Here is a 19,571-nt window from a genome sequence, read left to right as displayed (position 1 = left end):
TGTAGCCACATTATTTGCGGGTTATGCGTTCTACGCCTTCCGCTTTGCCAAGCAGCAGAACGTCGGCGCCCCGGGCGGCAAACAGTCCGTTAGTCACCACGCCCACAATGGCGTTAATGCGCGCTTCCATGGCGACGGGATCTTCGATCATAAAATTAAAGCAGTCGATAATCTGGTTGCCGTTGTCGGTTACCACCCCTTGGCGGTAAACCGGTTCAGCGCCTAGCGCCACAAGCTCACGGGCGACATAAGAGCGCGCCATGGGGATGACTTCTACTGGCAGCGGAAAGTTACCCAACTGAGATACGTACTTAGAGCCATCAGCAATACAGATAAAGCGCTTGGCACAAGCAGCCACTATTTTTTCTCTAGTAAGCGCCGCACCACCGCCTTTTATCATATGTAAGTTGGCGTTTACTTCGTCTGCACCGTCGATATAAAAAGGTACTGTCCCAACGCTGTTGAGTTCAAAAACCTCAATGCCAAGCTTCTCAAGGCGTTCGGCGCTAGCGTCTGAGCTGGCTACCGCGCCTTTAAATCGATCCCTCAGCGGGCCTAATCGGTCAATAAACAGATTGGCCGTTGAGCCGGTGCCAATGCCGAGAATGGTTTTTTTGTCTAGCTGGGGTTCAATCTCTTTGATGGCGGCATCCGCCACGGCGGCCTTTAATTGATCTTGGTTCATAACAAGCCTTATCAGTCAGGAGAGGAGGAATCGCGCTAGTATAACGATCTAAACGTTGCCTGCCGATGGAAACGCGGCTAGACGCCGCTAGTCGTAATCTGCTACCAATAAACGCTTTTCCGCTCACGTTCTTTCCTTGGGATACCCGCATGCTAGAAGCAACCGTCAAAAAGATTCTCCAAGCCCGCGTTTACGAAGCCGCTTGTGAGACCCCGATTTCCCCAGCACCCTTTTTGTCGCGTCGCTTCAACAACCAGATTTTGATTAAGCGTGAAGATTTACAACCGGTATTTTCGTTCAAGATTCGCGGTGCCTATAACAAAATGGCCCAGCTTACCCAAGCGCAAAAAGACAAAGGTGTGATTGCCGCCTCCGCGGGTAACCACGCCCAAGGGCTTGCCATGGCTGCAAAGCTGATGGGCGTCAAGGCGGTCATTGTTATGCCGCGTATCACGCCAGACATCAAAGTGCAGGCCGTTCGCGCTCGGGGCGCCAAGGTGATTCTTAAAGGTGACGCTTTCGCCGCGGCGGCAGAGCATGCGCAAGAGCTAATCAAGGAGCATGGCTACACCTATATCCCGCCGTTTGATGATATTGATGTGGTGGCTGGCCAAGGCACCATTGGTGTTGAGATTCTGCGCCAGCACGCAGGTCGCTTGGACGCCATTTTCATACCGGTAGGCGGGGGTGGCTTGATTGCAGGCGTGGCGGCGTATGTGAAATATCTGCGTCCGGATATCAAAATTATTGGTGTCGAAGCCGAAGACAGCGCCTGCCTTAAAGCCGCGCTTGAGGCGGGAGAGCGGGTGGTGCTTGATCAAGTGGGCGTATTTGCAGAAGGCGTCGCCGTGGCACAAATTGGCGAGGTGCCATTTTCGCTGGTGAAGGATTTAATCGACGGTGTGATTACCGTTAATACCGATGAAATGTGTGCTGCGGTAAAGGATATTTTTGAAGATACCCGCGCGGTGGCGGAAACCTCCGGCGCATTATCACTGGCGGGGCTGAAGAAATATATTCAGCAAACCGGAGCCGAAGGCCAGACGCTGTTATGCATTAACTCCGGCGCCAATACCAATTTTGATCGCCTGCAGCATATTGCCGAACGTACGGAGCTTGGCGAACAGCGTGAAGCGATTCTTGCCGTTACTATTGCTGAAAAGCCGGGCAGCTTTAAAAAATTCTGCCGCACGCTAGGTAAACGCATGGTGACTGAGTTCAGTTACCGCTATGCCGACAGCAACGAAGCGCATATTTACGTTGGCATCCAGGTTAAGCCAGGTGGTGAAGATCGCCAAGCCGTCATCGACAAGTTGCGTGAAGGTGGTTATCAGGTGGAAGACCTAACGGATAACGAGCTGGCGAAGCTGCATATTCGCCACCTCAGCGGCGGGCGCCCTAGCGAGCGCTTTGAGGAGGAAGTGTATCGCTTTGAGTTCCCAGAGCGCCCGGGTGCACTGATGAATTTCTTAACGCAACTGCCTCATGATTGGAATATCTCGCTGTTTCACTATCGCAATCATGGCGCTGCCTATGGCCGTGTTCTGGTGGGTATGCAGGTACCCAATGAAGACCGTACTCATGTGACCGAGTACCTGGATGCTATTGGCTACCGCTATTGGAACGAGAGTGACAACCCAGCCTATCGGTTATTTATGGCTTAGACATACAACCATGTTTGTAAGTGGTTGCTAACCTTAAACGCTAGCGCTGCTAGCAACATTTAGTTACGGTAGCGTTTAAAATGAGGTTAAAAAATGTTGGTTAAGCAGTTGTCATTGATGCCCTTAAAGCCCTATAGTCGTGCCCGAAATTGATGAAATTCGTCATCCCTCTTAGATCAAGCGATGAAGGGCGAATTTAAGCATATTTGGCAACTGTTAAAGGTGTTGGAGAAGCAAAATGCGGCGGAAGAAGCCTGACATGGTAATGGCGTTGATGGTGGTATTTGCGTTGGGGGTGCTTGCCACCGGTTATGCGCAGGCGTTATCGGGGAGTTAATTCCACGCGCAAGCAGTAGCCACGCTATTAACCCGCAAGGTGATAGTCAGTATTTAATTAGCTGTGTGTAGCAGATGACATGGGCTGATCTTATTTCAAGATCGGCCCTTTTTATTAGACAAGCTTTTATTAGTGAAGATGTTATTAGGATAGTTTTATTAGCGGCGAACAATACCCTGGTCACTAACCACCGCTTGCAATGGTATATCCCAGGGCTCAATAGGCAGTGAAGCCACCTGTTGGCAGGCGTGTGCAACGCCAATTAGGGTCGGTGTTGGGCCTGAACGGTGCATAAACGCTAGACTGCGATCATAAAAACCACCGCCCATGCCCATCCGATTAGCTTTTGCATCGAACCCCACGAGCGGCACAATCAGCGTGTCTAATGCCCAGGCCGGTAACCGATTGCGTCGTTGAGCGCTAAAGCGCAAATCAGGCTCGTCAATACCAAAGCGGTTTTTCACCATCGGCGTGTCGGCATGGTAAGCGACAAACCATAAGATATTATCGCTAAATGGCCGTAATACGGGTAAATAGAGTTTAACGTTACGCTTATGCAGCCAGGGGAGTAGCAGCGTCGGATCAATTTCACCGTTGACTGGCAAGTAGAGGCTTAAGCGTCGTGCACGGCGGATTTCAGGCAGTGTTTTAAGCTGAGCGCAGAGACGTTGTGCGGCAAGGTGTTGCTCATGGGCAGAAAGGGCTTGGCGGTTACGACGTAGCAGGCGGCGTAGTGCAGCCTTGTCTAGCGTTTGCGGGGGGCTGCCTTGCTGACTAGTGATGTGCTGGAGGTTTTCCATAGAAACGTTATCTCCTCCATCTCTCAATCCTGTTAGAAAGGTTGTTTCCCTTTCTAAACTAGGTGTTCTCCAAAGTGCCGCTGCCGTTCTGGCCCTGAACCTACTGGTTCAGGTGGGTGGCCGCAGCCAGACCGTCAGGCTTTCCGACGCACGGACATGCACACGGGCCTGGCTAGCATTTGGCCCCCTGGGTACTGCGCATAGGCTCGAGGGACTATAACGACTGGCGTACACCCCAGAGAACTCCGCCATCCTAACAGAGCGCTCGCTAATGCCAAAGTGTTGGGTTAAACGTTGGCCATGCTTTCCTTAAGCTGAGCGTTCACTGGGCTGAGGATTGGCGTGTTTTGGCCAGCGCCTTTTCAAGTCGATCATTTAGCCGATTGAGATTAGCTTCACCGGCACGGTGTTCGTCCAGCGCTTCGAGAAGCTCATGGGTAATATTGAGGGCCGCCATGATGGCCACACGCTCGCTGCCCAGAACACTGCTTTGGGCATTAATACCTTGCATGGCGCGGTCTAGGTAGCGTGCGGCGCGATCAAGTTTGGCTTCTTCGCCCGTGTCACAGGCAATGATATAACCACGCCCTAACAGGGTTATCTCTTTAGTTGGCCGCTTGGCGTTACTCATCAAAGACTCCAGCACGGGCCAGCAAGGGGCCCAATGCGTTAACATCACTACATAGGAAGATAGACGTTACTCACTATAAGAGAGCCGCTTGTGTGCGGTCAACGCGCACACAAGCGGCACGAGTGAATACGGTGCCATTAAATACGAGGTCATTAAATACTATGTCATTGATTGATGAACGTCAGGACTTCTCTAATGTGGCGGATGTTTTTTTACTGCACGGCAGTATGCAGTCGCCGGCTTTTTTAGATGGCCGCTTATGTGCCCTGCTCGCGCTACGGGATGTAAGCGCTGAAGCTTGGCTGGATGAAGTTTGCCAAAGCCTGGGTGTTGAACAGCCTCGAGACCAGGCAAGCGCTGAGCGCTTATTAGGCTGGCGTCGGCAAACCGTCGAAGCGCTGAGCGCAAGCGACCTGGATTATACGCCGCTGCTTCCTGATGAGCTTTTTTCATTGGGCGAGCAGGCCCAGGGCTTAAAAGAGTGGACGCTGGGCTTTATCGAAGTCGTCGATGAAGTGGCTGATAACGACCTTCGCGAACGCTGGTCGCAAGCGCTAAGAGAGGCGATCAGTGACCTAGAAGGGATTGGGCGAATTGATACGGATATTGATGATAGCCCCGAAAACGAGAACGATCTTTTTGCATTGACTGAGCATGCGCGCATGGCCGCTATGCTGCTTTACACCGAGCAGCACCCAGGTATGCCGCAAGTAGAACAAACCGACGCGCCCGTTCATTAATCCGCTTTTGTCTAAATCGCTGAGGAATTTCTATGTTGTCTGCCCCCGCGTTGCCTGCCTTGCTATCTCGCCCCTTAGCTATCGGCGTAGCGGAATATCGCCAACGGCGTGATGTCTTGATGAGCCAACTGCCGAGCAATAGTGCGGTGGTGCTGCCTGGCGCAGGTCTGATGACCCGTTCGCGTGATAGCGAATTCGCCTTCCGCCAGAATAGCGATTTTTATTACCTGACCGGCATTAAAGAGCCGGATGCGCTATTAGTGCTGCTGCCAGGTCGTACTGAAGGCGAAAGCGTGGTGTTCTGCCTGGATCGTGACCCTACGATGGAGGTATGGACTGGGCGGCGCTTAGGTGCTGCGGGGGTAGTGGCTGAACACGGTATTGACCAGGCGTTTGAAAATGCTGAGCGAGACGAGCGGTTGAGTGGGTTGCTCGCAGGGCGCGAGCTGCTTTATTTGCCGCTAGACAGCGCTGAGGCAGTCAGCATTGCTGAAGATGCCTTACATGCGGCTCACGCAGGGCTTCGGCACGGTCGGCCACCGCTCAAAGGTTGGCTGGACATCAACCCGCTGATACATGAGATGCGGTTAGTCAAAAGTGATGCTGAAATCGCACTACTGCGCCACGCCGCAGCGATATCGGCAGGTGCTCATCGGCGCGCTATGCAGGTCTCACGCCCAGGACTTAGTGAATTCCAACTACAGGCTGAACTGGAGCATGAGTTTGTTTGGCAAGGCGCCAGTGGGCCTGCCTACAGCACCATCGTTGGCAGCGGTGCCAACGCCTGCGTACTGCACTATATTGAGAACAGCGCACCGCTGTGTGAAGGCGACTTGGTATTGATTGACGCTGGCGCTGAGTTTGATCTTTATGCGGGTGATATTACCCGTACATTTCCGGTTGCAGGACGGTTTAGCGACGCCCAGCGAGCGCTCTACCAAGTGGTGCTAGAGGCCCAGGAGCACGCCGTTGACGCTATAAAGCCGGGTGCCACGCTGGCCGATATTCATCAAGGCGTCGTGCGTGACTTAACCGCTGGCCTTATTGAGCTTGGCTTACTGGAAGGTGATGTTCAGGCGCGCATTGATGACGATAGCTACCGACGCTTCTACCTGCACTCCACGTCTCACTGGTTGGGGTTGGATGTGCATGATGTTGGCACCTACCGGCTGGATGAGAAAACACCACGGTCCTTAGTCGCAGGCATGGTGCTGACTGTGGAGCCTGGCCTCTATATTCCCTGTGATGACGATATTCCTGTTACCTATCAAGGTATTGGCATTCGTATTGAAGACAATGTGGTGGTTACTCATGACAGTCATGAGGTACTTACTGCCGATGCGCCTAAGCAGATAGCAGAAATTGAAGCGTTAATGGCTAAAAAGTAACCAGGCTAAAGTGTCAGAAGTGTCCTTTATGTAATTTACATTACGAAATAATAATCACCTCTTTGGTAGAGAGAGGCGAGTGGGAGAAGCCAATGCAGCGTGCTAATCAAACGGCTGGGCAAGCGCTGACACATGACATTGTCATTGTGGGCGGTGGGCTAGTAGGTGCCAGTTTAGGTTGCGCCTTAGCACCGCTGATTAAGCGTTATGGTTGGCGTGTAGCGGTTATTGAATCGTCTCCCTTAGCTTCGCAGACGCTTAAGAGCGCTTGGCAACCAAGCTTTGATGCCCGGGCAAGTGCCATTGCGGAAGGCTCGGCTCAGCGCTTTCAACAGTTGGGCGTATGGGATGCTATGCGCTTAGAGGCAACGCCTATCAAGCGTATTCATATTAGCGAGCGTGGTCGTTTAGGGGCGACCAGGTTAACTGCTGAAGAACTTGGCGTAGCCGCGCTTGGCCACGTGATACCCAATGCGTGGATGGGCCTTGTGCTACATCAACACTTAGCCAGTCTGCCGCTTGAATGGCACTGCCCGGCGAAGGTTGAGCAGCTCACGCCCATCGCCGGTGGGCATCAACTGCAGCTTTCCGATGGCAGTCAGCTTACCGCAGGCTTAACGGTACTCGCAGATGGAGGGCGGTCGGGGCTTAAAGAGCAGTTAGGCATTGGCAGTCGCCGTGAGCCCTATGAGCAAACCGCGCTGATCGCTCATGTCGGGGTAAGCCAACCCCATCACGGTATTGCTTACGAGCGATTTACTGCTCATGGGCCCATGGCACTGTTACCACTGCCGGGTCAAGCTATGGAACTGGTGTGGACCCATCCAAGTGGCAGTGAGCGCGCGCGTATGGCGCTTTCTGACCGCGAATTTCTACTTCAGCTGCAGCGCGCATTTGGCGATCGCGTTGGCCGGTTTACTCGCGTGGGTACCCGCTATACCTATCCGCTATCACTGGTCACCGCTGAAGAGCCCGTGCGTCCTGGGCTTGCGGTACTAGGCAATGCCGCTCACGCGCTTCACCCAGTCGCTGGCCAGGGCTTTAATCTTGCCCTGCGCGGGGTGATGGATCTTGTCGAAGCGTTGGAGCAGGGGGTGCTGGCTAATCGCCAGTTAGGTGACATGACCACACTGCAAGCATTTGAGAAACAGCGCTCCCAAGATCGCGCCAACGTCATTCGTTTCAGTGACGGCCTGGTGCGCTTGTTTGGCCTATCTTTTCCGCTACTGCCCCATGCCCGAGCTGCAGGATTAATTGGCTTGAATCTTATTGGGCCGCTGCGCCGTGGTCTAGCCAGGCGCGCCATGGGATTAGAACGCTAAAACGCTAATGCTACTGAAAAGGATTGCTATGCATAAGGGCTCACCATCAACGTACAGCTTTGAGGCGATCATTGTCGGCGGTGGTATGGTCGGAACGGCACTTTGCGCGTTATTGGCCCAGGCAGGTATGCAGGTAGCGCTTGTTGAAGCCCAGCCTGCTCCACTGCGCCTGAACAATGCTGTCGGCCATTTGCCTGCCGCGCGGGTAAGCGCACTGACACCGGTTTCCCAGCGATTACTGACCCATTTAGCTGTCTGGCCCACCATGCAGCAGACCCGGGTTACGCCATACCGGGGTATGCAGGTATGGGATGCCGAGGGCAGCGGCGAGATTGCCTTTTCCGCTGATGAAGCGGGGGTGGCCGTGTTAGGGCATATCGTAGAGAACGCGATCACGCTCGCGGCACTCAATAATCAGGTGATCGACCATCCCAATGTCGCCACGTTTTTTGGCGTGCGAGTGGAGGCGCTCCAACGTGCTAACGATATGAGTTGTTCATCAAAGGGCGACTGGCTGGTGCTGGACGATGGACGCAAGCTACATGCACCGTTAATCGTGGCGGCCGATGGTGCCCAATCCATGCTGCGTGAAATGGCGGGTATTGAAGTCGACAGTGACGATATGCAGCAAGATGCCGTGGTGACCACGGTGACGTGCTCAAAACCGCATGGTGGCGTTGCGCGGCAGGCGTTTATAGAGGGTCGTCCGCTCGCGTTTCTACCGTTAACCGTGGAGGGAAACGATCGTTACTGCTCTATTGTATGGTCGACAACAGCCACGCATGCCGCCGAGCTTAGCGGGCTTTCCCAAGAAGCGCTGGGCGAGGCTTTAGGAGAGGCATTTGGCCACCGCTTAGGGCAAGTGACCGCCTGCGATAAGGCCCACCGGTTTCCGTTAGTCCAGCGCCATGCCCGTCACTATGTACAGCCGCATTTCGCGCTGATCGGCGACGCTGCTCACAGTATCCATCCGCTGGCAGGCCAGGGGGTTAATTTAGGGCTAATGGATGCGGCGGTATTAGCTGAAGAGGTAGTCAACGCCTGGCAGCGCGGCGCACCTTGGGGGGAAATGAGCACGTTAAGACGCTACGAGCGCCGTCGGCGCTTTGATAACAGCGCCATGTTAGGGCTAATGAAAGGCTTTAAAGTGCTGTTTGGCACCCACGATCCCGCCCTAACGCTGGCGCGAAATCTAGGCATGAGCGGGATGAATCAGTTGGTGCCATTGAAGCGCGTGCTAATGCGGCAGGCGACCGGTGAGCGCGGTCGCCTGCCTCTCAGTTGTCGTTAAACCAGGTTGTCGTTAAACCAGGTTGTCGTTAAACCGGGTTGCCGTTATAACAGTGCCGTTAGCGGCGGCGGCGATCAACGACGTTCAGTGCCTTGAGCAGGTTGAGGGCTTCGCTAAGCTGATAATCATCGCGTAGGCGCTCGGCCATCTGTTGGCGATCACGGGGCGCCTGTTGTCCGCTTAAGTGGCCATCCAGATCTGCTTCGCGAATCTCGCGGCGGCTCTCGGCAACCTCCAGCCGTCCGCGTACCACTTCTACATCAGGCTCAATACCTTGAGCCTGAATGGAGCGGCCATTGGGTGTGTAGTAGAGCGCCGTGGTGAGCTTGAGACCTTCCCCATTACCGAGCGGCATAATCTGTTGTACCGAGCCTTTGCCGAAGCTATCCGTACCCATAATGACACCGCGCCGCTGATCCTGAAGCGCTCCCGCTACGATTTCAGCCGCAGAGGCACTGCCGCCGTTGATCAGTACGATGAGTGGCACATCACCAGCGGGCGTTGTGCGGGTGGCGGAGAAAGACATCTCGGTATCTGCCAGTCGCCCTTCGGTATACACAATCAGCCCTTCATCCAAGAACAGGTCGGCAATACCTACGGCGGCTTGCAGAACGCCACCGGGGTTATTACGTAAATCGAGTATCAAACCTTCCAGTGGCTGTTCGCGTGCCATGCGCTCAAGTGAATCGCGGGCTTGATCTGGCGTGCGCGACTGGAATTGGCTAATGCGTAGATAGCCGTAGCCCGGTTCAAGCAGCTCATGCTTGACGCTTTCGCTACGAATAATCTCCCGGGTCAGGGTGAATTCACGCGGGGTGTCTTCACCTGTGCGCAGGATGCTGATGCGCAGCTGGGTATTGGGTTCGCCGCGCATCAGGGTGACGGCTTCTTGCAAAGACATGCTATCGGTGGGCGTGCCGTCGATCGCGACGATAACATCGCGAGACAGTAACCCTGCTCGGGAAGCAGGCGTATCATCAATGGGGGTAATAACCATTAATTGGCCATTCTCCATACCCACTTCGATACCGATGCCGCCAAATTCGCCTTGAGTAGACTCACGCAGGCTTTGGTACTCCTCCTCATCAAGATAGGCGGAGTGGGGATCTAGCTCGCTGAGCATACCGCGCATGGCGTTACGTAATAGAGTGCTGTCATCCACTTCTTCAACATAGGCACGCTTGATGCGTTCAAATACCTCTGCGAAAGTTTGAATCTCTTCTAAGGGCAGCGCAACGCTAGCATTTTGGTTTGCTCCGTTAGCGCTGGATTGGGCGAGCAACGGTAGCGGAGCCGACAGTAAAACAATCGGAAGCAGGGTAGCCAAGAAGCGCTTGGTCGGGGCTGATACCTCGGTAACAAATAGCGTCATGCAGACTCCGCAAGGCGATAGATAACGCTAAAACGCGTTATCTTGTAGTAGTAATAGCTAAACTATAAAAACATTCATTATTGTGCAGCTTATCCCGTCAGCGGCGCGCAATCCAACGCTGTGGATTAATTGGTGCGCCGCCGCGGCGAACTTCAAAGTAAAGCGCTGCCCGTGTTTGGCCGCCGCTATCGCCAACACGACCAATTTCATCGCCGCGATTAACTTGCTGACCTGGCCTGACGCTAAACTGCTGCAGGTGAGCATGCAGCGTCATTATCTGATCGCCGTGATCGATAATGAGCAAATTTCCAAACCCACGCATCCAGTCGGCAAATACCACGCGGCCGGTGTGTACCGCGGTGACGGGGGTGCCTGCGCTGGCTTGAATCACAATACCGTTATAATGCACGCCATCGCGATGGTTAAAGTTGCTGCTAATAGCGCCTTGAACCGGCCAAGGCAAATCGCCTTGGGTGCTTACAATATGCGTAGTAGGAGTGGGTTCGGCAAGCTTTGCCATCTCTGCTTGAATATTACGCAGCACGCGCTCGGCTTCTTCACGGCTCTGGTTGAGGTCGGCCAATCGCTCCTCTTCGCTGCCATAGCGGTCATCTAGGTTAGACACAACGCTGCGGCGCTCGGTGGTGCGCTGGGCAAGTAGCGCGCTCTGCTCCTCCAGCTCGCCAGCTAATATGTCCAGACGGGCTTGTCGCTCACTTAGCTCGTTTTGGGTATCGGCCAGGGCGGTATCGAGACGAGCAATATCGCTTAAACGGCGATTACGCGCCTCAGTGAGTCGATTTAGGTACGCCTGCATACGATCAAGCTCAGCCGGGTCGCCCTGGTTAAGCAGCAGCTTGAGCTGTGGCGTTGGTCCAAGGCGGTAAAGCGCTGAGAGCTGTTGCCCCAAAGCGGCGTATTGATTGGCACGCTCGCTCTCTAGGCGGTCACGGTGCTGACGTAGCTGGGTCGTCTCTTCGTCTAGCTGGCGGCGCTCTGCCTGGAGGGTATCTAAGCGCTGGTGGGTAGCGGCAAGCTCTGTTTCCACCTCGCGAAGCTCGCGCTCAGCGTTATCGCGTGCTTGTCCCGTAGATGAAAGGCGTTGGCCTAGGGATTCAATCTCCTGGCCAATCGCATCCAATTGCTGGCGCGCGGCCCCTTCATCTTGTTGGGCAAAGGCGGCTGGCGCATACCCTAGCGCCAACACGACCGCGAATGCTAACCACCACCGCATAAGCATTATGTAAAATGAATCAGCGGCTTCCCGGTCATTGCCTCGGGCTGCGCCTGGTTCATCATGGTCAGTAGCGTGGGGGCCAGGTCGCATAAGCGACCCTCTTCTAATGTGGCAGGACGTTCGCCTACATAGATGAGAGGCACTAAAAAGGTAGTATGGGCGGTTTGTGGCTCACCGGTCACGGGGTGCACCATCTGCTCGGCATTGCCGTGGTCGGCGGTAATCAAGCAGGCGCCACCAGCGCGCTCAATGGCTTCCACCACGCGACCCACGCAGGTATCGACTGTTTCAATGGCTTTAACTGCGGCATCGAAGTCACCGGTATGGCCGACCATATCGCCATTGGCGTAGTTGCAAACAATAAGGTCAAAGCTTCCGCCATCAATTGCCTCAACGAGCTTGTCAGTAATTTCAAAGGCGCTCATTTCAGGCTTTTCGTCGTAAGTGCGAACGTCTTGTGGCGATGGCAGTAGAATCCGCGTTTCGCCTTCAAACTCAGTTTCATTGCCTCCAGAGAAGAAGAAGGTAACGTGAGGGTACTTCTCGGTTTCGGCGATGCGCAGTTGCTTCAAGCCGCGCTTAGCCACCACTTCGCCCAAAGTGTCGTTAAGATCCGACGGGGGGAAGGCGGCAGGTGCGGGAATGTCGGCCGCGTATTGCGTCATCATGACTAGCCCTTGGCCGGCTAGCTTAGGGCACCCATGGCGCTCGAAACCTTTAAAGTCTGGCTCGGCAAAAGCACGGGTTAGCTCCCGGGCGCGGTCAGAGCGGAAGTTAAGGAAGATCGCGGCGTCACCATCTTGCAGTGTAATCGAACCGTCTTTAAGCAGTATGCTGCTGGCGGCAACAAATTCATCGGTTTCTCCACGTTGATAAGCCTCACGCAGGGCTGTTTCTGCACTGGAGACGTAATGTTCGGCGTGGCCTTCGGTCAATAAGCGGTACGCTTGCTCCACGCGCTCCCAGCGGTTGTCACGATCCATGGCGTAAAAGCGACCAATAACCGAGGCAACAAAGCCATTATCAGCACCCACCAGTTCTGCCAGGCGGGCATTGGCACGCTCAATAGACGCCAGAGCGCTTTGCGGCGGCATATCTCGGCCATCGAGAAAGGCGTGAATAAAAATACGCTGGGCACCGCGGCGCGCGGCAAGTTCGGCCATGGCAATAAAATGGTCTTCATGGCTGTGGACGCCACCGGGGGAGAGCAGGCCAAGTAAGTGGACTGGTCGTCCGTTAGCGACGGCTTCGTCAATCGGCTGGGTGAGGTTTTCATTCACATCCAGGTCGCCATCTTTAATTGCTTTGCTGATACGCGTGAAATCCTGGTAAACAATACGTCCCGCACCAATATTCATATGCCCGACTTCGGAGTTGCCCATTTGCCCTTCGGGCAAGCCAACATGCAGGCCATCGGTATGAACAAAGGCATGGGGACGGCTCGCCCAAAGCTTGTCCATCACCGGCTTGTTGGCCGTGGCCACCGCATTATGGTCGCTCTCAGGGTTGTGACCGTAGCCGTCGAGAATGATCAGCGCCACCGGGCGTGGGGTGCGAGAAGTATCCATAATAAAACCTCGTTAAGATTGGCAAGCCGAACGACTCGGTAATTCGGGGTCGCGACGGGCGCACGCTTGGGGCATCATAACGCAGGCAACTGCCAGGCGTCATGATTTAGGAGCCTGTCCGGCTGAGCATTGATCTACTGCGAATTTGTACTTCTCGCGACGATCGGCCAAGCCGGACAGCCTCCTAGGCCTGCGCGGGAAGCTATCGGACGTGTATACTTGTCGCGTTTTGGCAGCGGTTAGGCCGCTTTTTTCTGCATAGACCAAGAGATTGTGTTCGCGATGATCGATCAGGTGTTCGAATTCGTACAGAACCACCCCCTGCTGGTTGGGGCATTTTTGCTGGTACTAATAGCGTGGCTTATTTACGAGACGCGCAGTGCCTCCACCAATGCATTGACCGCCACTGAGGCCACTCAGCTTATCAACCGCGAAGATGCGGTGGTGCTGGACATCCGTGAAAGCAAAGACTTCAAGGCTGGCCACATTGCGGGTGCGCGTAATATTCCGCAAAGCAACCTCGATAGCCGCATGACCGAACTGGACAAAGTAAAAGCCCAGCCGATCATTGTGGTTTGCAAGCACGGACAGAGCTCTGGCGCAGCCCAAGCTAAGCTTGCGAAAGCAGGCTTCGAGCGCGCTTACAAGTTGAGAGGCGGTATGGCGCAGTGGCAAGGCGATGGTCTTCCGGTGGTTAAAAAGTAACCATCGCTATATTTATTTAATGAACAATTAGGAGTTTTCTCATGGCGGAAGATAACAACACACCGCAGGCGGGTGCCGCAGCAGATGAAAAGCCGCAGCTTAAGTTTTCGCTGCAGCGTATTTATGTAAAAGATATTTCGTTTGAAGCGCCTAACTCACCCACGGTGTTTAAGCAGTCGTTCAAACCGAAGGTCAATCTGGACCTGAATACCACCAGCACCCAAATTGCTGATGACCAGTATGAAGTGGTGGTGAAAGTGACCGCTCAGGTTAATGACAGCGAAAGCGGCACGACCTCTTTCCTGGCAGAAGTTGAGCAGGCGGGCCTGTTCCGTATTTCGGGTATTGAAGGTGCGCAGTTGGAACAGACACTGGGTGCATTCTGCCCTAACTTGCTGTTCCCCTACGCCCGTGAGTGCGTGGATAACTTAGTCAACCGTGGTGGTTTCCCGCCGCTGATGCTGGCGCCGGTAAACTTCGAAGCGATGTACGCTCAGCGTAAGCAGCGCGAAGCCAAGCAAGCCGCCGAAAATACCCATTAAGCGATGCCTGAAACACTGCAAGCCGCTGATTGGTATGCTCAGCATGGCAAAATGCCACGCGTTTATGTGCCCGCTGCCTTCGTAGCGGGCGATGTATTAGCGTTGCCTGAAGGCCCGGCCCGACATATCACGCGGGTATTACGCATGGGTGAAGGTTCGCCGCTAGTGCTGTTTGACGGCGAAGGCCTTGAGGCAGGTGTATGCTTGGCAGAGGTAAACCGCAAGCAAGCACTGGCGCGTGTTGAGGCGGTATGGACGGGCAGCGGTGAGTCGCCACTGTCAGTTCATTTAGGCCAAGCGATCTCCAAAGGCGACCGAATGGATTACGCCATTCAGAAAGCTGTGGAACTGGGGGTTGCCGCTATTACTCCGCTTTATACCGAGCGCGGTGATGTACGCTTAAAAGGTGACCGTGAAGACAAAAAGCTGGCCCATTGGCAGGCAGTTGCAGCCAGCGCCTGTGAGCAGAGCGGGCGTGCGGTGGTGCCGGTGGTTTATCCGCCTATGTCGCTTCAAGCATGGCTTGAAGAACGACAAGAGCCACTGCGCTTGATGCTGCATCTGGCGACAGGCAATGCCTTTGATCGACAAGGTCGTCCTACTTCGGTGGCGCTGCTTATTGGCCCGGAAGGCGGGTTGAGCGGAAGTGATATTGTGGCCGCCCAACATGCTGCCTTTACACCGCTCACACTCGGCCCACGTGTTCTACGTACCGAAACAGCACCGATCGTGGCACTCTCCTTACTTCAGCACTATTTTGGCGATTTGTAAGTACTTACTATCAGTGAGGGCATTGTTTATCAAATGCAGCTTCCCTCTCACCCCACCGTACGTTGCCTTACGCCCTGAACACACCATAATGGTTATCTATTCTTCTTGAAGGACGTCACCCATGGTCCGTGAGTCTCACTCATCCCCTCGATCCGCCAGCGATGCAGCCGCCCAGTTGGGTGAAGTGGCTTACTTAACGGTCACGGCCGTCAATAATATTGGCGCGTTTTTGCAGTGGGGGCAGCCAAAAGATGTATTGCTACCGTTTAGCGAACAGAATTTTCGCCCTGATGCTGGAAAGCGTGTATTGGTGATGTTGTATAGCGATGAACAGGGACGCCCGGTGGCCACAATGAAGCTGGATCGCTTTCTAACCGATGATGCCTGGGCGTTGGAAAAAGGCGATGAAGTGGCCGTGGTAGTGGCTGACCGTACTGATTTAGGTATGAAAGTCGTAGTCAATCATCGCTACTGGGGACTTATTTACCAGGATGACGTTACACAGCCACTGCGCCGTGGCCAGACAGTTAAAGGGTATGTAAAGCAGCGCCGTGAAGATGGCCGACTCAATATTTCACTGCTACCGCCCGGTGCCGCTCGTTTAGATGTGGTTGGCGACAAAATCATGCAGGCACTGCGAGAAAGCGGCGGCTATTTGGCTCTGGGTGATAAAAGTGCTGCGCATGAAATTAAAGCGCGTTTAGGCGTCAGTAAAAGTGCTTATAAACAGGCGATTGGGCGGCTTTATAAGCAGCAGTTGATCACCCTTGAGCCCGACGCCATTCGCATCGTGCCCGGCGCACTGAGTGAGTAGTTAGCGGGGGCAGTTGGAGCCAGGCGAGCAGTGCGGCATACTGAGCGCCAATTGTTCATGTTTGGATAGTGCCCCGATGAGCCAATCAAATCTGCATCTCGGCGTTGTGATGGATCCCATCAGCGACATCGCTTACAAGAAAGATACCACCATGGCCATGCTATGGGCTGCTCAGGAGCGTGGTTATACCCTGCACTATATGGAGCAGGAAGATCTTTTCTTAAATGCGGGCCAAGCTTATGCGCGCATGCGGCCCTTGACAGTGCACCGTGATCCTAAGCATTGGTACGACTTAGGCGAAGCGTCCGCCCGCCCCCTGGTCGAGCTTGATGTAGTGCTGATGCGCAAAGACCCGCCCGTCGATACTGAGTTCACCAACGCTGTGCATCTGTTGGGTTTTGCCGAACGTGAAGGCGTGCTGGTGGTTAACCCTACGGCGGCGCTTTTACAATGCAATGAAAAGCTGTTTGCCCAGCAGTTTCCCCAGTGCTGTGCGCCTACCATCGTCGCAAGCCGCGACGACGTACTGCGTGCCTTCCACGCGGAACATGGTGATGTGATCTTCAAGCCGCTAGACGGCATGGGGGGCACCGGCATTTTTCATATTGGCCCCGAAGGTCGCAATATCGGCGCGGTGATTGAGCAGCTTACCTTGCGCGGTCAGCGGCAGATTATGGCCCAGCGCTATCTGCCCGAAATCAAAGACGGCGACACGCGTATTCTGCTGGTCGATGGTGAACCTGTCCCTTATGGGCTGGCGCGTATTCCCTCGGCGGGTGAAACCCGTGGAAACTTGGCTGCCGGTGGACGAGGCGTAAGCCGTGAACTGACCGAACGCGACTACTGGCTTATTCAGCAAGTACAACCGATGATTCGTGAAAAGGGCTTAATGTTCGTGGGGCTTGATGTCATCGGTGACTATATTACTGAAATCAACGTCACTAGCCCTACTTGCGTGCGTGAGATTGATGATCAGCGAGGCACTAATATTGCCGGTCTGTTGCTGGATGCTATTGAGCGACGCTTAGCCTAAGCACGGCGTCGCTTATAATTACACTCATTACGCTACGCCTACTGGGTACCAGTAGGCAGTGGGAGACGCATGCAAAGTTTGAAACATCACTTTCTAATGGCGATGCCACATCTAGAAGACGCTAATTTCTCCGGTACGCTTATCTATCTTTGCGATCATGATAACAATGGCTGCATGGGGGTGATTGCTAACCGACCGTTAGAGATCACCCTTGAAGCGCTGTTTGATCAACTGGAATTGGGTGGGGAATCAAGCCCGCACCGCAATGCGCCGGTTTATTACGGTGGCCCGATGCACAAGGATCGCGGCTTTATTCTCCATGTTGGTGATAGCCAGCAGTGGGACTCAAGTATCCAAGTAGAAGATGGCATTGCGCTCACCACGTCTTTGGATATTCTGCAGGCCTTTGCTGCTGGTGAGGGACCCGAACAGTTTCTAGTCTGTTTGGGGTGCGCTGGCTGGGAAGTAGGACAGCTGGAAGAAGAGCTTAAGGAGAACAGCTGGCTAACGGTAGAAGCCCAGGGGAGCGTGTTATTTAACACTCCTCCTGTTGAACGTCTAAGCGCGGCGGCTGGCTTACTCGGTATTGACCTTAACCTAATGACCCGAGATGCGGGGCACGCTTGATGGCAGAGGCGGGGCAGCGCTTAATTCTGGCTTTTGATTACGGCACCCGGCGTATCGGTGTGGCGGTGGGCAATGAGCTGCTGCGCAGTGCACGAGAGCTTAACCCTCTGACAGCGCGAGATGGGATTCCCGATTGGAATGTCGTATCGCGGCTACTTAACGAGTGGCAGCCGGATCTGTTAGTAGTGGGATTACCGCTGAATATGGACGGTAGCGAATCAGATATGAGTATTCGCGCGCGCAAGTTTGGTAATCGTCTGCATGGCCGTTTTGGCAAGCCGTGTGAAATGGTCGACGAGCGCGGCACCACGCGGGAGGCTAAGCTAATCGCTCGCGAGGCGGGTCATAAAGGTAACTATCGACAAGATAGTGTCGATGGCATCGCGGCTATTCTTATTCTAGAGGGCTGGTTTGCCCACCAGGAAGGCTTACCTGGCGGGCGCTTGTCTCTATAATGCTTATCTTTAACCCTAGTTTTTAATCATCTCTCCGCTTTAGCGATCTAACGTGCCTGTTTGAGCGGGTACATACCAACGCACTGGTCGCAGATCTTGTTCGATCAGTTCATCGACGTTTAGCAACGTTGCGAAAATTGCCATCCGCATAGGAATACCGTTATCCGTTTGGCGGAAAATCGCCAACCGAGGGTCGCCGTTAAGGTCTACGTTTAAATCATTCGCACCTGGGCGGCTATCTCTGGGCAATGGGTGCATCACAATGGTGCTTTGGCTGCAGCGGTGGTCGAGAAAATCACGATTAACCATGAAGTCATCAGAAAGGCCTTGAAAGCTCTCATTCATCTCATCGGTAAAACGCTCTTTCTGAATGCGCGTGGTGTACACCACGTCTAAATCAGCAAAATCACTCGCTAATGATTCGCGCTGCTCAATGCGGTGGCCGCGGGACGCCACTAAGTCGATCAGTTTGGAGGGCATTTCAAGTCCTGGTGGTGACACCAGGGTGATGCGTAACGGGTCATAAAGTGACAATAGCTTAATCAGGGAATGCACGGTTCGACCGTACTTTAAATCACCAGTAAGCAGAATATGTGCGCCACTAAGCGATTTTCCTAATCGCTGAAACTCTTTATCAATCGTATAAAGGTCAAGCAGTGCTTGGCTGGGATGCTCGCCAGGGCCATCACCGCCATTAATGACCGGCACATTGGTTGCCGCAGCAAACTCAGCCACCGAGCCCTGGTCAGGGTGGCGCATGACAATCGCATCGCAGTAGCCACTCATTACCCGGCTGGTGTCATATAGCGACTCCCCCTTTGCCATAGAAGAGAAGGTAAAGCCTGTGGTGTCACACACACTGCCGCCCAACCGGCAAAAGGCAGCATTGAAGCTGACGCGTGTACGGGTGCTGGCTTCAAAAAACAGATTACCGAGTACGGCCCCTTCTAATACTCGCGTTACCTGGCGTCGCTGAGCAATCGGCTCCATACGCGCAGCTACACGCAGTAAGTGGTCTACGCTTTCGCGGTTTAATGAGTCGACAGTTAGCAAATGGTGGCTCATAGCGATCCTCGGCACAGTGGTGGAAAGAGCGGTAGATAGCGGTAGTGTAACCGTCAATCATGCTGGTGCCGAAGGGGTTTCATGCTGTTAAATCTGGCAATGTGTAATTTTTCTACAAAAGCGCTTGCCAACCCGGCTTTGAATCCGTAAAGTACGCATCCGCTGCCGGGGACGCCAAGCGTTACCAGCGGTGAAAGAGGTTGAAAACCTCTGGTTTGTCAGGAAGTTAGCGCCGTCTTGTTATAGATTGGATCGCTCGCTTCACTCGCTAAAAACAGCGGTTGACAACCACCCGGAAGTGCGTAGAATACGCCTTCCTCGCTGAGGCAACACGGTTCAGGTCATTCAGCCAGCACAGCGAAAACAGCTCTTTAACAATTTGATCAGGTAATTCATGTGGGCGCTTGCTGATGCGGTGACAAATCACCAAATATCAAGGCAAGCGGTCATGGCAATGTAAATTGAAATGAATTCGTTTGAACCTTGAGCCAAGTTTGATCCGCTTTTGCTGTCTTCGGCGAGTC

19 protein-coding genes and 1 other RNA gene are annotated in these 19,571 nt (G+C 54.0%); 12 read left to right on the top strand and 8 right to left on the bottom strand.

Going from position 1 to position 19,571, the window contains the following annotated elements:
- Positions 1–10: 10 nt before the first annotated feature.
- Positions 11–685: a ribose-5-phosphate isomerase RpiA gene (gene rpiA, locus ACQKE4_RS15620; protein WP_427389279.1), complete on the bottom strand. Its 675-nt coding sequence runs from the start codon at positions 683–685 to the stop codon at positions 11–13.
- A gap of 149 nt (positions 686–834) precedes the next feature.
- Between rpiA and ilvA the strand changes: the two genes are divergently transcribed.
- Positions 835–2,349, top strand: a complete 1,515-nt coding sequence (gene ilvA / locus ACQKE4_RS15615) for a threonine ammonia-lyase, biosynthetic (protein ID WP_427389278.1) — start codon at positions 835–837, stop codon at positions 2,347–2,349.
- Positions 2,350–2,844: 495 nt separating this feature from the next.
- Here ilvA and ACQKE4_RS15610 read toward each other — a convergent pair whose 3' ends face one another.
- The 3 genes from ACQKE4_RS15610 to ACQKE4_RS15600 form a co-directional block, all read right to left on the bottom strand.
- Positions 2,845–3,486 (bottom strand): 5-formyltetrahydrofolate cyclo-ligase, encoded by a 642-nt coding sequence (locus ACQKE4_RS15610; protein ID WP_427389277.1) that lies wholly within the window; start codon positions 3,484–3,486, stop codon positions 2,845–2,847.
- A 62-nt stretch (positions 3,487–3,548) separates the two neighbouring features.
- Positions 3,549–3,731, bottom strand: a non-coding RNA gene (gene ssrS / locus ACQKE4_RS15605) — 6S RNA.
- Between the two features lie 77 nt (positions 3,732–3,808).
- Positions 3,809–4,117 carry a cell division protein ZapA gene (locus ACQKE4_RS15600; protein WP_290836988.1) on the bottom strand — a complete coding sequence of 103 codons (309 nt, stop codon included), beginning with the start codon at positions 4,115–4,117 and terminating at the stop codon, positions 3,809–3,811.
- Positions 4,118–4,278: 161 nt separating this feature from the next.
- Between ACQKE4_RS15600 and ACQKE4_RS15595 the strand changes: the two genes are divergently transcribed.
- From ACQKE4_RS15595 to ACQKE4_RS15580, 4 genes are all read left to right on the top strand, one after another.
- A complete protein-coding gene (locus tag ACQKE4_RS15595; RefSeq protein WP_427389276.1) occupies positions 4,279–4,857 on the top strand; it encodes a UPF0149 family protein in 579 nt (192 codons plus the stop codon).
- A 32-nt stretch (positions 4,858–4,889) separates the two neighbouring features.
- Positions 4,890–6,245: a Xaa-Pro aminopeptidase gene (gene pepP, locus ACQKE4_RS15590; protein WP_427389275.1), complete on the top strand. Its 1,356-nt coding sequence runs from the start codon at positions 4,890–4,892 to the stop codon at positions 6,243–6,245.
- 92 nt (positions 6,246–6,337) lie between these two features.
- Positions 6,338–7,567 (top strand): 2-octaprenyl-6-methoxyphenyl hydroxylase, encoded by a 1,230-nt coding sequence (ubiH, locus tag ACQKE4_RS15585; protein ID WP_427389274.1) that lies wholly within the window; start codon positions 6,338–6,340, stop codon positions 7,565–7,567.
- Positions 7,568–7,595: 28 nt separating this feature from the next.
- Positions 7,596–8,858, top strand: a complete 1,263-nt coding sequence (locus tag ACQKE4_RS15580) for a UbiH/UbiF/VisC/COQ6 family ubiquinone biosynthesis hydroxylase (protein ID WP_427389273.1) — start codon at positions 7,596–7,598, stop codon at positions 8,856–8,858.
- Between the two features lie 58 nt (positions 8,859–8,916).
- Here the strand turns inward: ACQKE4_RS15580 and ACQKE4_RS15575 are convergent, their stop codons facing one another.
- From ACQKE4_RS15575 to gpmI, 3 genes are all read right to left on the bottom strand, one after another.
- The gene (locus tag ACQKE4_RS15575; protein ID WP_427389272.1) at positions 8,917–10,230 is read right to left on the bottom strand and encodes a S41 family peptidase; all 1,314 of its coding nucleotides are present in this window, start codon (positions 10,228–10,230) and stop codon (positions 8,917–8,919) included.
- A gap of 97 nt (positions 10,231–10,327) precedes the next feature.
- A complete protein-coding gene (locus tag ACQKE4_RS15570) occupies positions 10,328–11,470 on the bottom strand; it encodes a murein hydrolase activator EnvC family protein (protein WP_427389306.1) in 1,143 nt (380 codons plus the stop codon).
- Positions 11,470–13,035: a 2,3-bisphosphoglycerate-independent phosphoglycerate mutase gene (gpmI, locus tag ACQKE4_RS15565; protein ID WP_427389271.1), complete on the bottom strand. Its 1,566-nt coding sequence runs from the start codon at positions 13,033–13,035 to the stop codon at positions 11,470–11,472. Before gpmI ends, ACQKE4_RS15570 begins: the two co-directional genes overlap by 1 nt.
- A gap of 282 nt (positions 13,036–13,317) precedes the next feature.
- On the opposite strand from gpmI, the gene ACQKE4_RS15560 reads away from it, so the two are divergent.
- From ACQKE4_RS15560 to ruvX, 7 genes are all read left to right on the top strand, one after another.
- A complete protein-coding gene (locus ACQKE4_RS15560; RefSeq protein WP_427389270.1) occupies positions 13,318–13,740 on the top strand; it encodes a rhodanese-like domain-containing protein in 423 nt (140 codons plus the stop codon).
- Positions 13,741–13,781: 41 nt separating this feature from the next.
- The gene (secB, locus tag ACQKE4_RS15555; RefSeq protein ID WP_290837006.1) at positions 13,782–14,282 is read left to right on the top strand and encodes a protein-export chaperone SecB; all 501 of its coding nucleotides are present in this window, start codon (positions 13,782–13,784) and stop codon (positions 14,280–14,282) included.
- 3 nt (positions 14,283–14,285) lie between these two features.
- Positions 14,286–15,053 (top strand): 16S rRNA (uracil(1498)-N(3))-methyltransferase, encoded by a 768-nt coding sequence (locus tag ACQKE4_RS15550; RefSeq protein WP_427389269.1) that lies wholly within the window; start codon positions 14,286–14,288, stop codon positions 15,051–15,053.
- A gap of 121 nt (positions 15,054–15,174) precedes the next feature.
- Entirely contained in the window at positions 15,175–15,867 is a 693-nt protein-coding gene (locus ACQKE4_RS15545) for a CvfB family protein (protein ID WP_427389268.1), read from the top strand.
- Positions 15,868–15,943: 76 nt separating this feature from the next.
- Positions 15,944–16,900, top strand: coding sequence for a glutathione synthase (gene gshB, locus ACQKE4_RS15540; protein WP_427389267.1), 957 nt, complete (start codon positions 15,944–15,946; stop codon positions 16,898–16,900).
- A 69-nt stretch (positions 16,901–16,969) separates the two neighbouring features.
- Complete coding sequence (locus ACQKE4_RS15535; protein WP_427389266.1) at positions 16,970–17,527, top strand: YqgE/AlgH family protein; 558 nt, start codon at positions 16,970–16,972, stop codon at positions 17,525–17,527.
- The gene (gene ruvX / locus ACQKE4_RS15530; protein ID WP_427389265.1) at positions 17,527–17,982 is read left to right on the top strand and encodes a Holliday junction resolvase RuvX; all 456 of its coding nucleotides are present in this window, start codon (positions 17,527–17,529) and stop codon (positions 17,980–17,982) included. The genes ACQKE4_RS15535 and ruvX overlap by 1 nt, the downstream gene beginning before the upstream one ends.
- A 39-nt stretch (positions 17,983–18,021) precedes the next feature.
- On the opposite strand, the gene ACQKE4_RS15525 is transcribed toward ruvX, so the two are convergent.
- Positions 18,022–19,047 carry an aspartate carbamoyltransferase gene (locus ACQKE4_RS15525; protein ID WP_427389264.1) on the bottom strand — a complete coding sequence of 342 codons (1,026 nt, stop codon included), beginning with the start codon at positions 19,045–19,047 and terminating at the stop codon, positions 18,022–18,024.
- Positions 19,048–19,571 lie beyond the last annotated feature (524 nt).

The organism is Halomonas sp. NPDC076908 (assembly GCF_050269715.1).
Taxonomy (GTDB): Bacteria; Pseudomonadota; Gammaproteobacteria; order Pseudomonadales; family Halomonadaceae; genus Vreelandella.
This window is presented reverse-complemented; position numbering and strand designations above follow the sequence as displayed.

Coding starts and splice junctions, on each gene's coding strand:
- gpmI (WP_427389271.1), bottom strand. CDS start 13,035: ATGGATACTTCTCGCACCCCACGCCCGGTGGCGCTGATCATTCTCGAC.
- ACQKE4_RS15560 (WP_427389270.1), top strand. CDS start 13,318: ATGATCGATCAGGTGTTCGAATTCGTACAGAACCACCCCCTGCTGGTT.
- ACQKE4_RS15580 (WP_427389273.1), top strand. CDS start 7,596: ATGCATAAGGGCTCACCATCAACGTACAGCTTTGAGGCGATCATTGTC.
- ACQKE4_RS15595 (WP_427389276.1), top strand. CDS start 4,279: ATGTCATTGATTGATGAACGTCAGGACTTCTCTAATGTGGCGGATGTT.
- ruvX (WP_427389265.1), top strand. CDS start 17,527: ATGGCAGAGGCGGGGCAGCGCTTAATTCTGGCTTTTGATTACGGCACC.
- ACQKE4_RS15525 (WP_427389264.1), bottom strand. CDS start 19,047: ATGAGCCACCATTTGCTAACTGTCGACTCATTAAACCGCGAAAGCGTA.
- ACQKE4_RS15550 (WP_427389269.1), top strand. CDS start 14,286: ATGCCTGAAACACTGCAAGCCGCTGATTGGTATGCTCAGCATGGCAAA.
- ACQKE4_RS15545 (WP_427389268.1), top strand. CDS start 15,175: ATGGTCCGTGAGTCTCACTCATCCCCTCGATCCGCCAGCGATGCAGCC.
- gshB (WP_427389267.1), top strand. CDS start 15,944: ATGAGCCAATCAAATCTGCATCTCGGCGTTGTGATGGATCCCATCAGC.
- ACQKE4_RS15610 (WP_427389277.1), bottom strand. CDS start 3,486: ATGGAAAACCTCCAGCACATCACTAGTCAGCAAGGCAGCCCCCCGCAA.
- secB (WP_290837006.1), top strand. CDS start 13,782: ATGGCGGAAGATAACAACACACCGCAGGCGGGTGCCGCAGCAGATGAA.
- ACQKE4_RS15600 (WP_290836988.1), bottom strand. CDS start 4,117: ATGAGTAACGCCAAGCGGCCAACTAAAGAGATAACCCTGTTAGGGCGT.
- rpiA (WP_427389279.1), bottom strand. CDS start 685: ATGAACCAAGATCAATTAAAGGCCGCCGTGGCGGATGCCGCCATCAAA.
- ACQKE4_RS15535 (WP_427389266.1), top strand. CDS start 16,970: ATGCAAAGTTTGAAACATCACTTTCTAATGGCGATGCCACATCTAGAA.
- pepP (WP_427389275.1), top strand. CDS start 4,890: ATGTTGTCTGCCCCCGCGTTGCCTGCCTTGCTATCTCGCCCCTTAGCT.
- ilvA (WP_427389278.1), top strand. CDS start 835: ATGCTAGAAGCAACCGTCAAAAAGATTCTCCAAGCCCGCGTTTACGAA.
- ACQKE4_RS15570 (WP_427389306.1), bottom strand. CDS start 11,470: ATGCTTATGCGGTGGTGGTTAGCATTCGCGGTCGTGTTGGCGCTAGGG.
- ubiH (WP_427389274.1), top strand. CDS start 6,338: ATGCAGCGTGCTAATCAAACGGCTGGGCAAGCGCTGACACATGACATT.
- ACQKE4_RS15575 (WP_427389272.1), bottom strand. CDS start 10,230: ATGACGCTATTTGTTACCGAGGTATCAGCCCCGACCAAGCGCTTCTTG.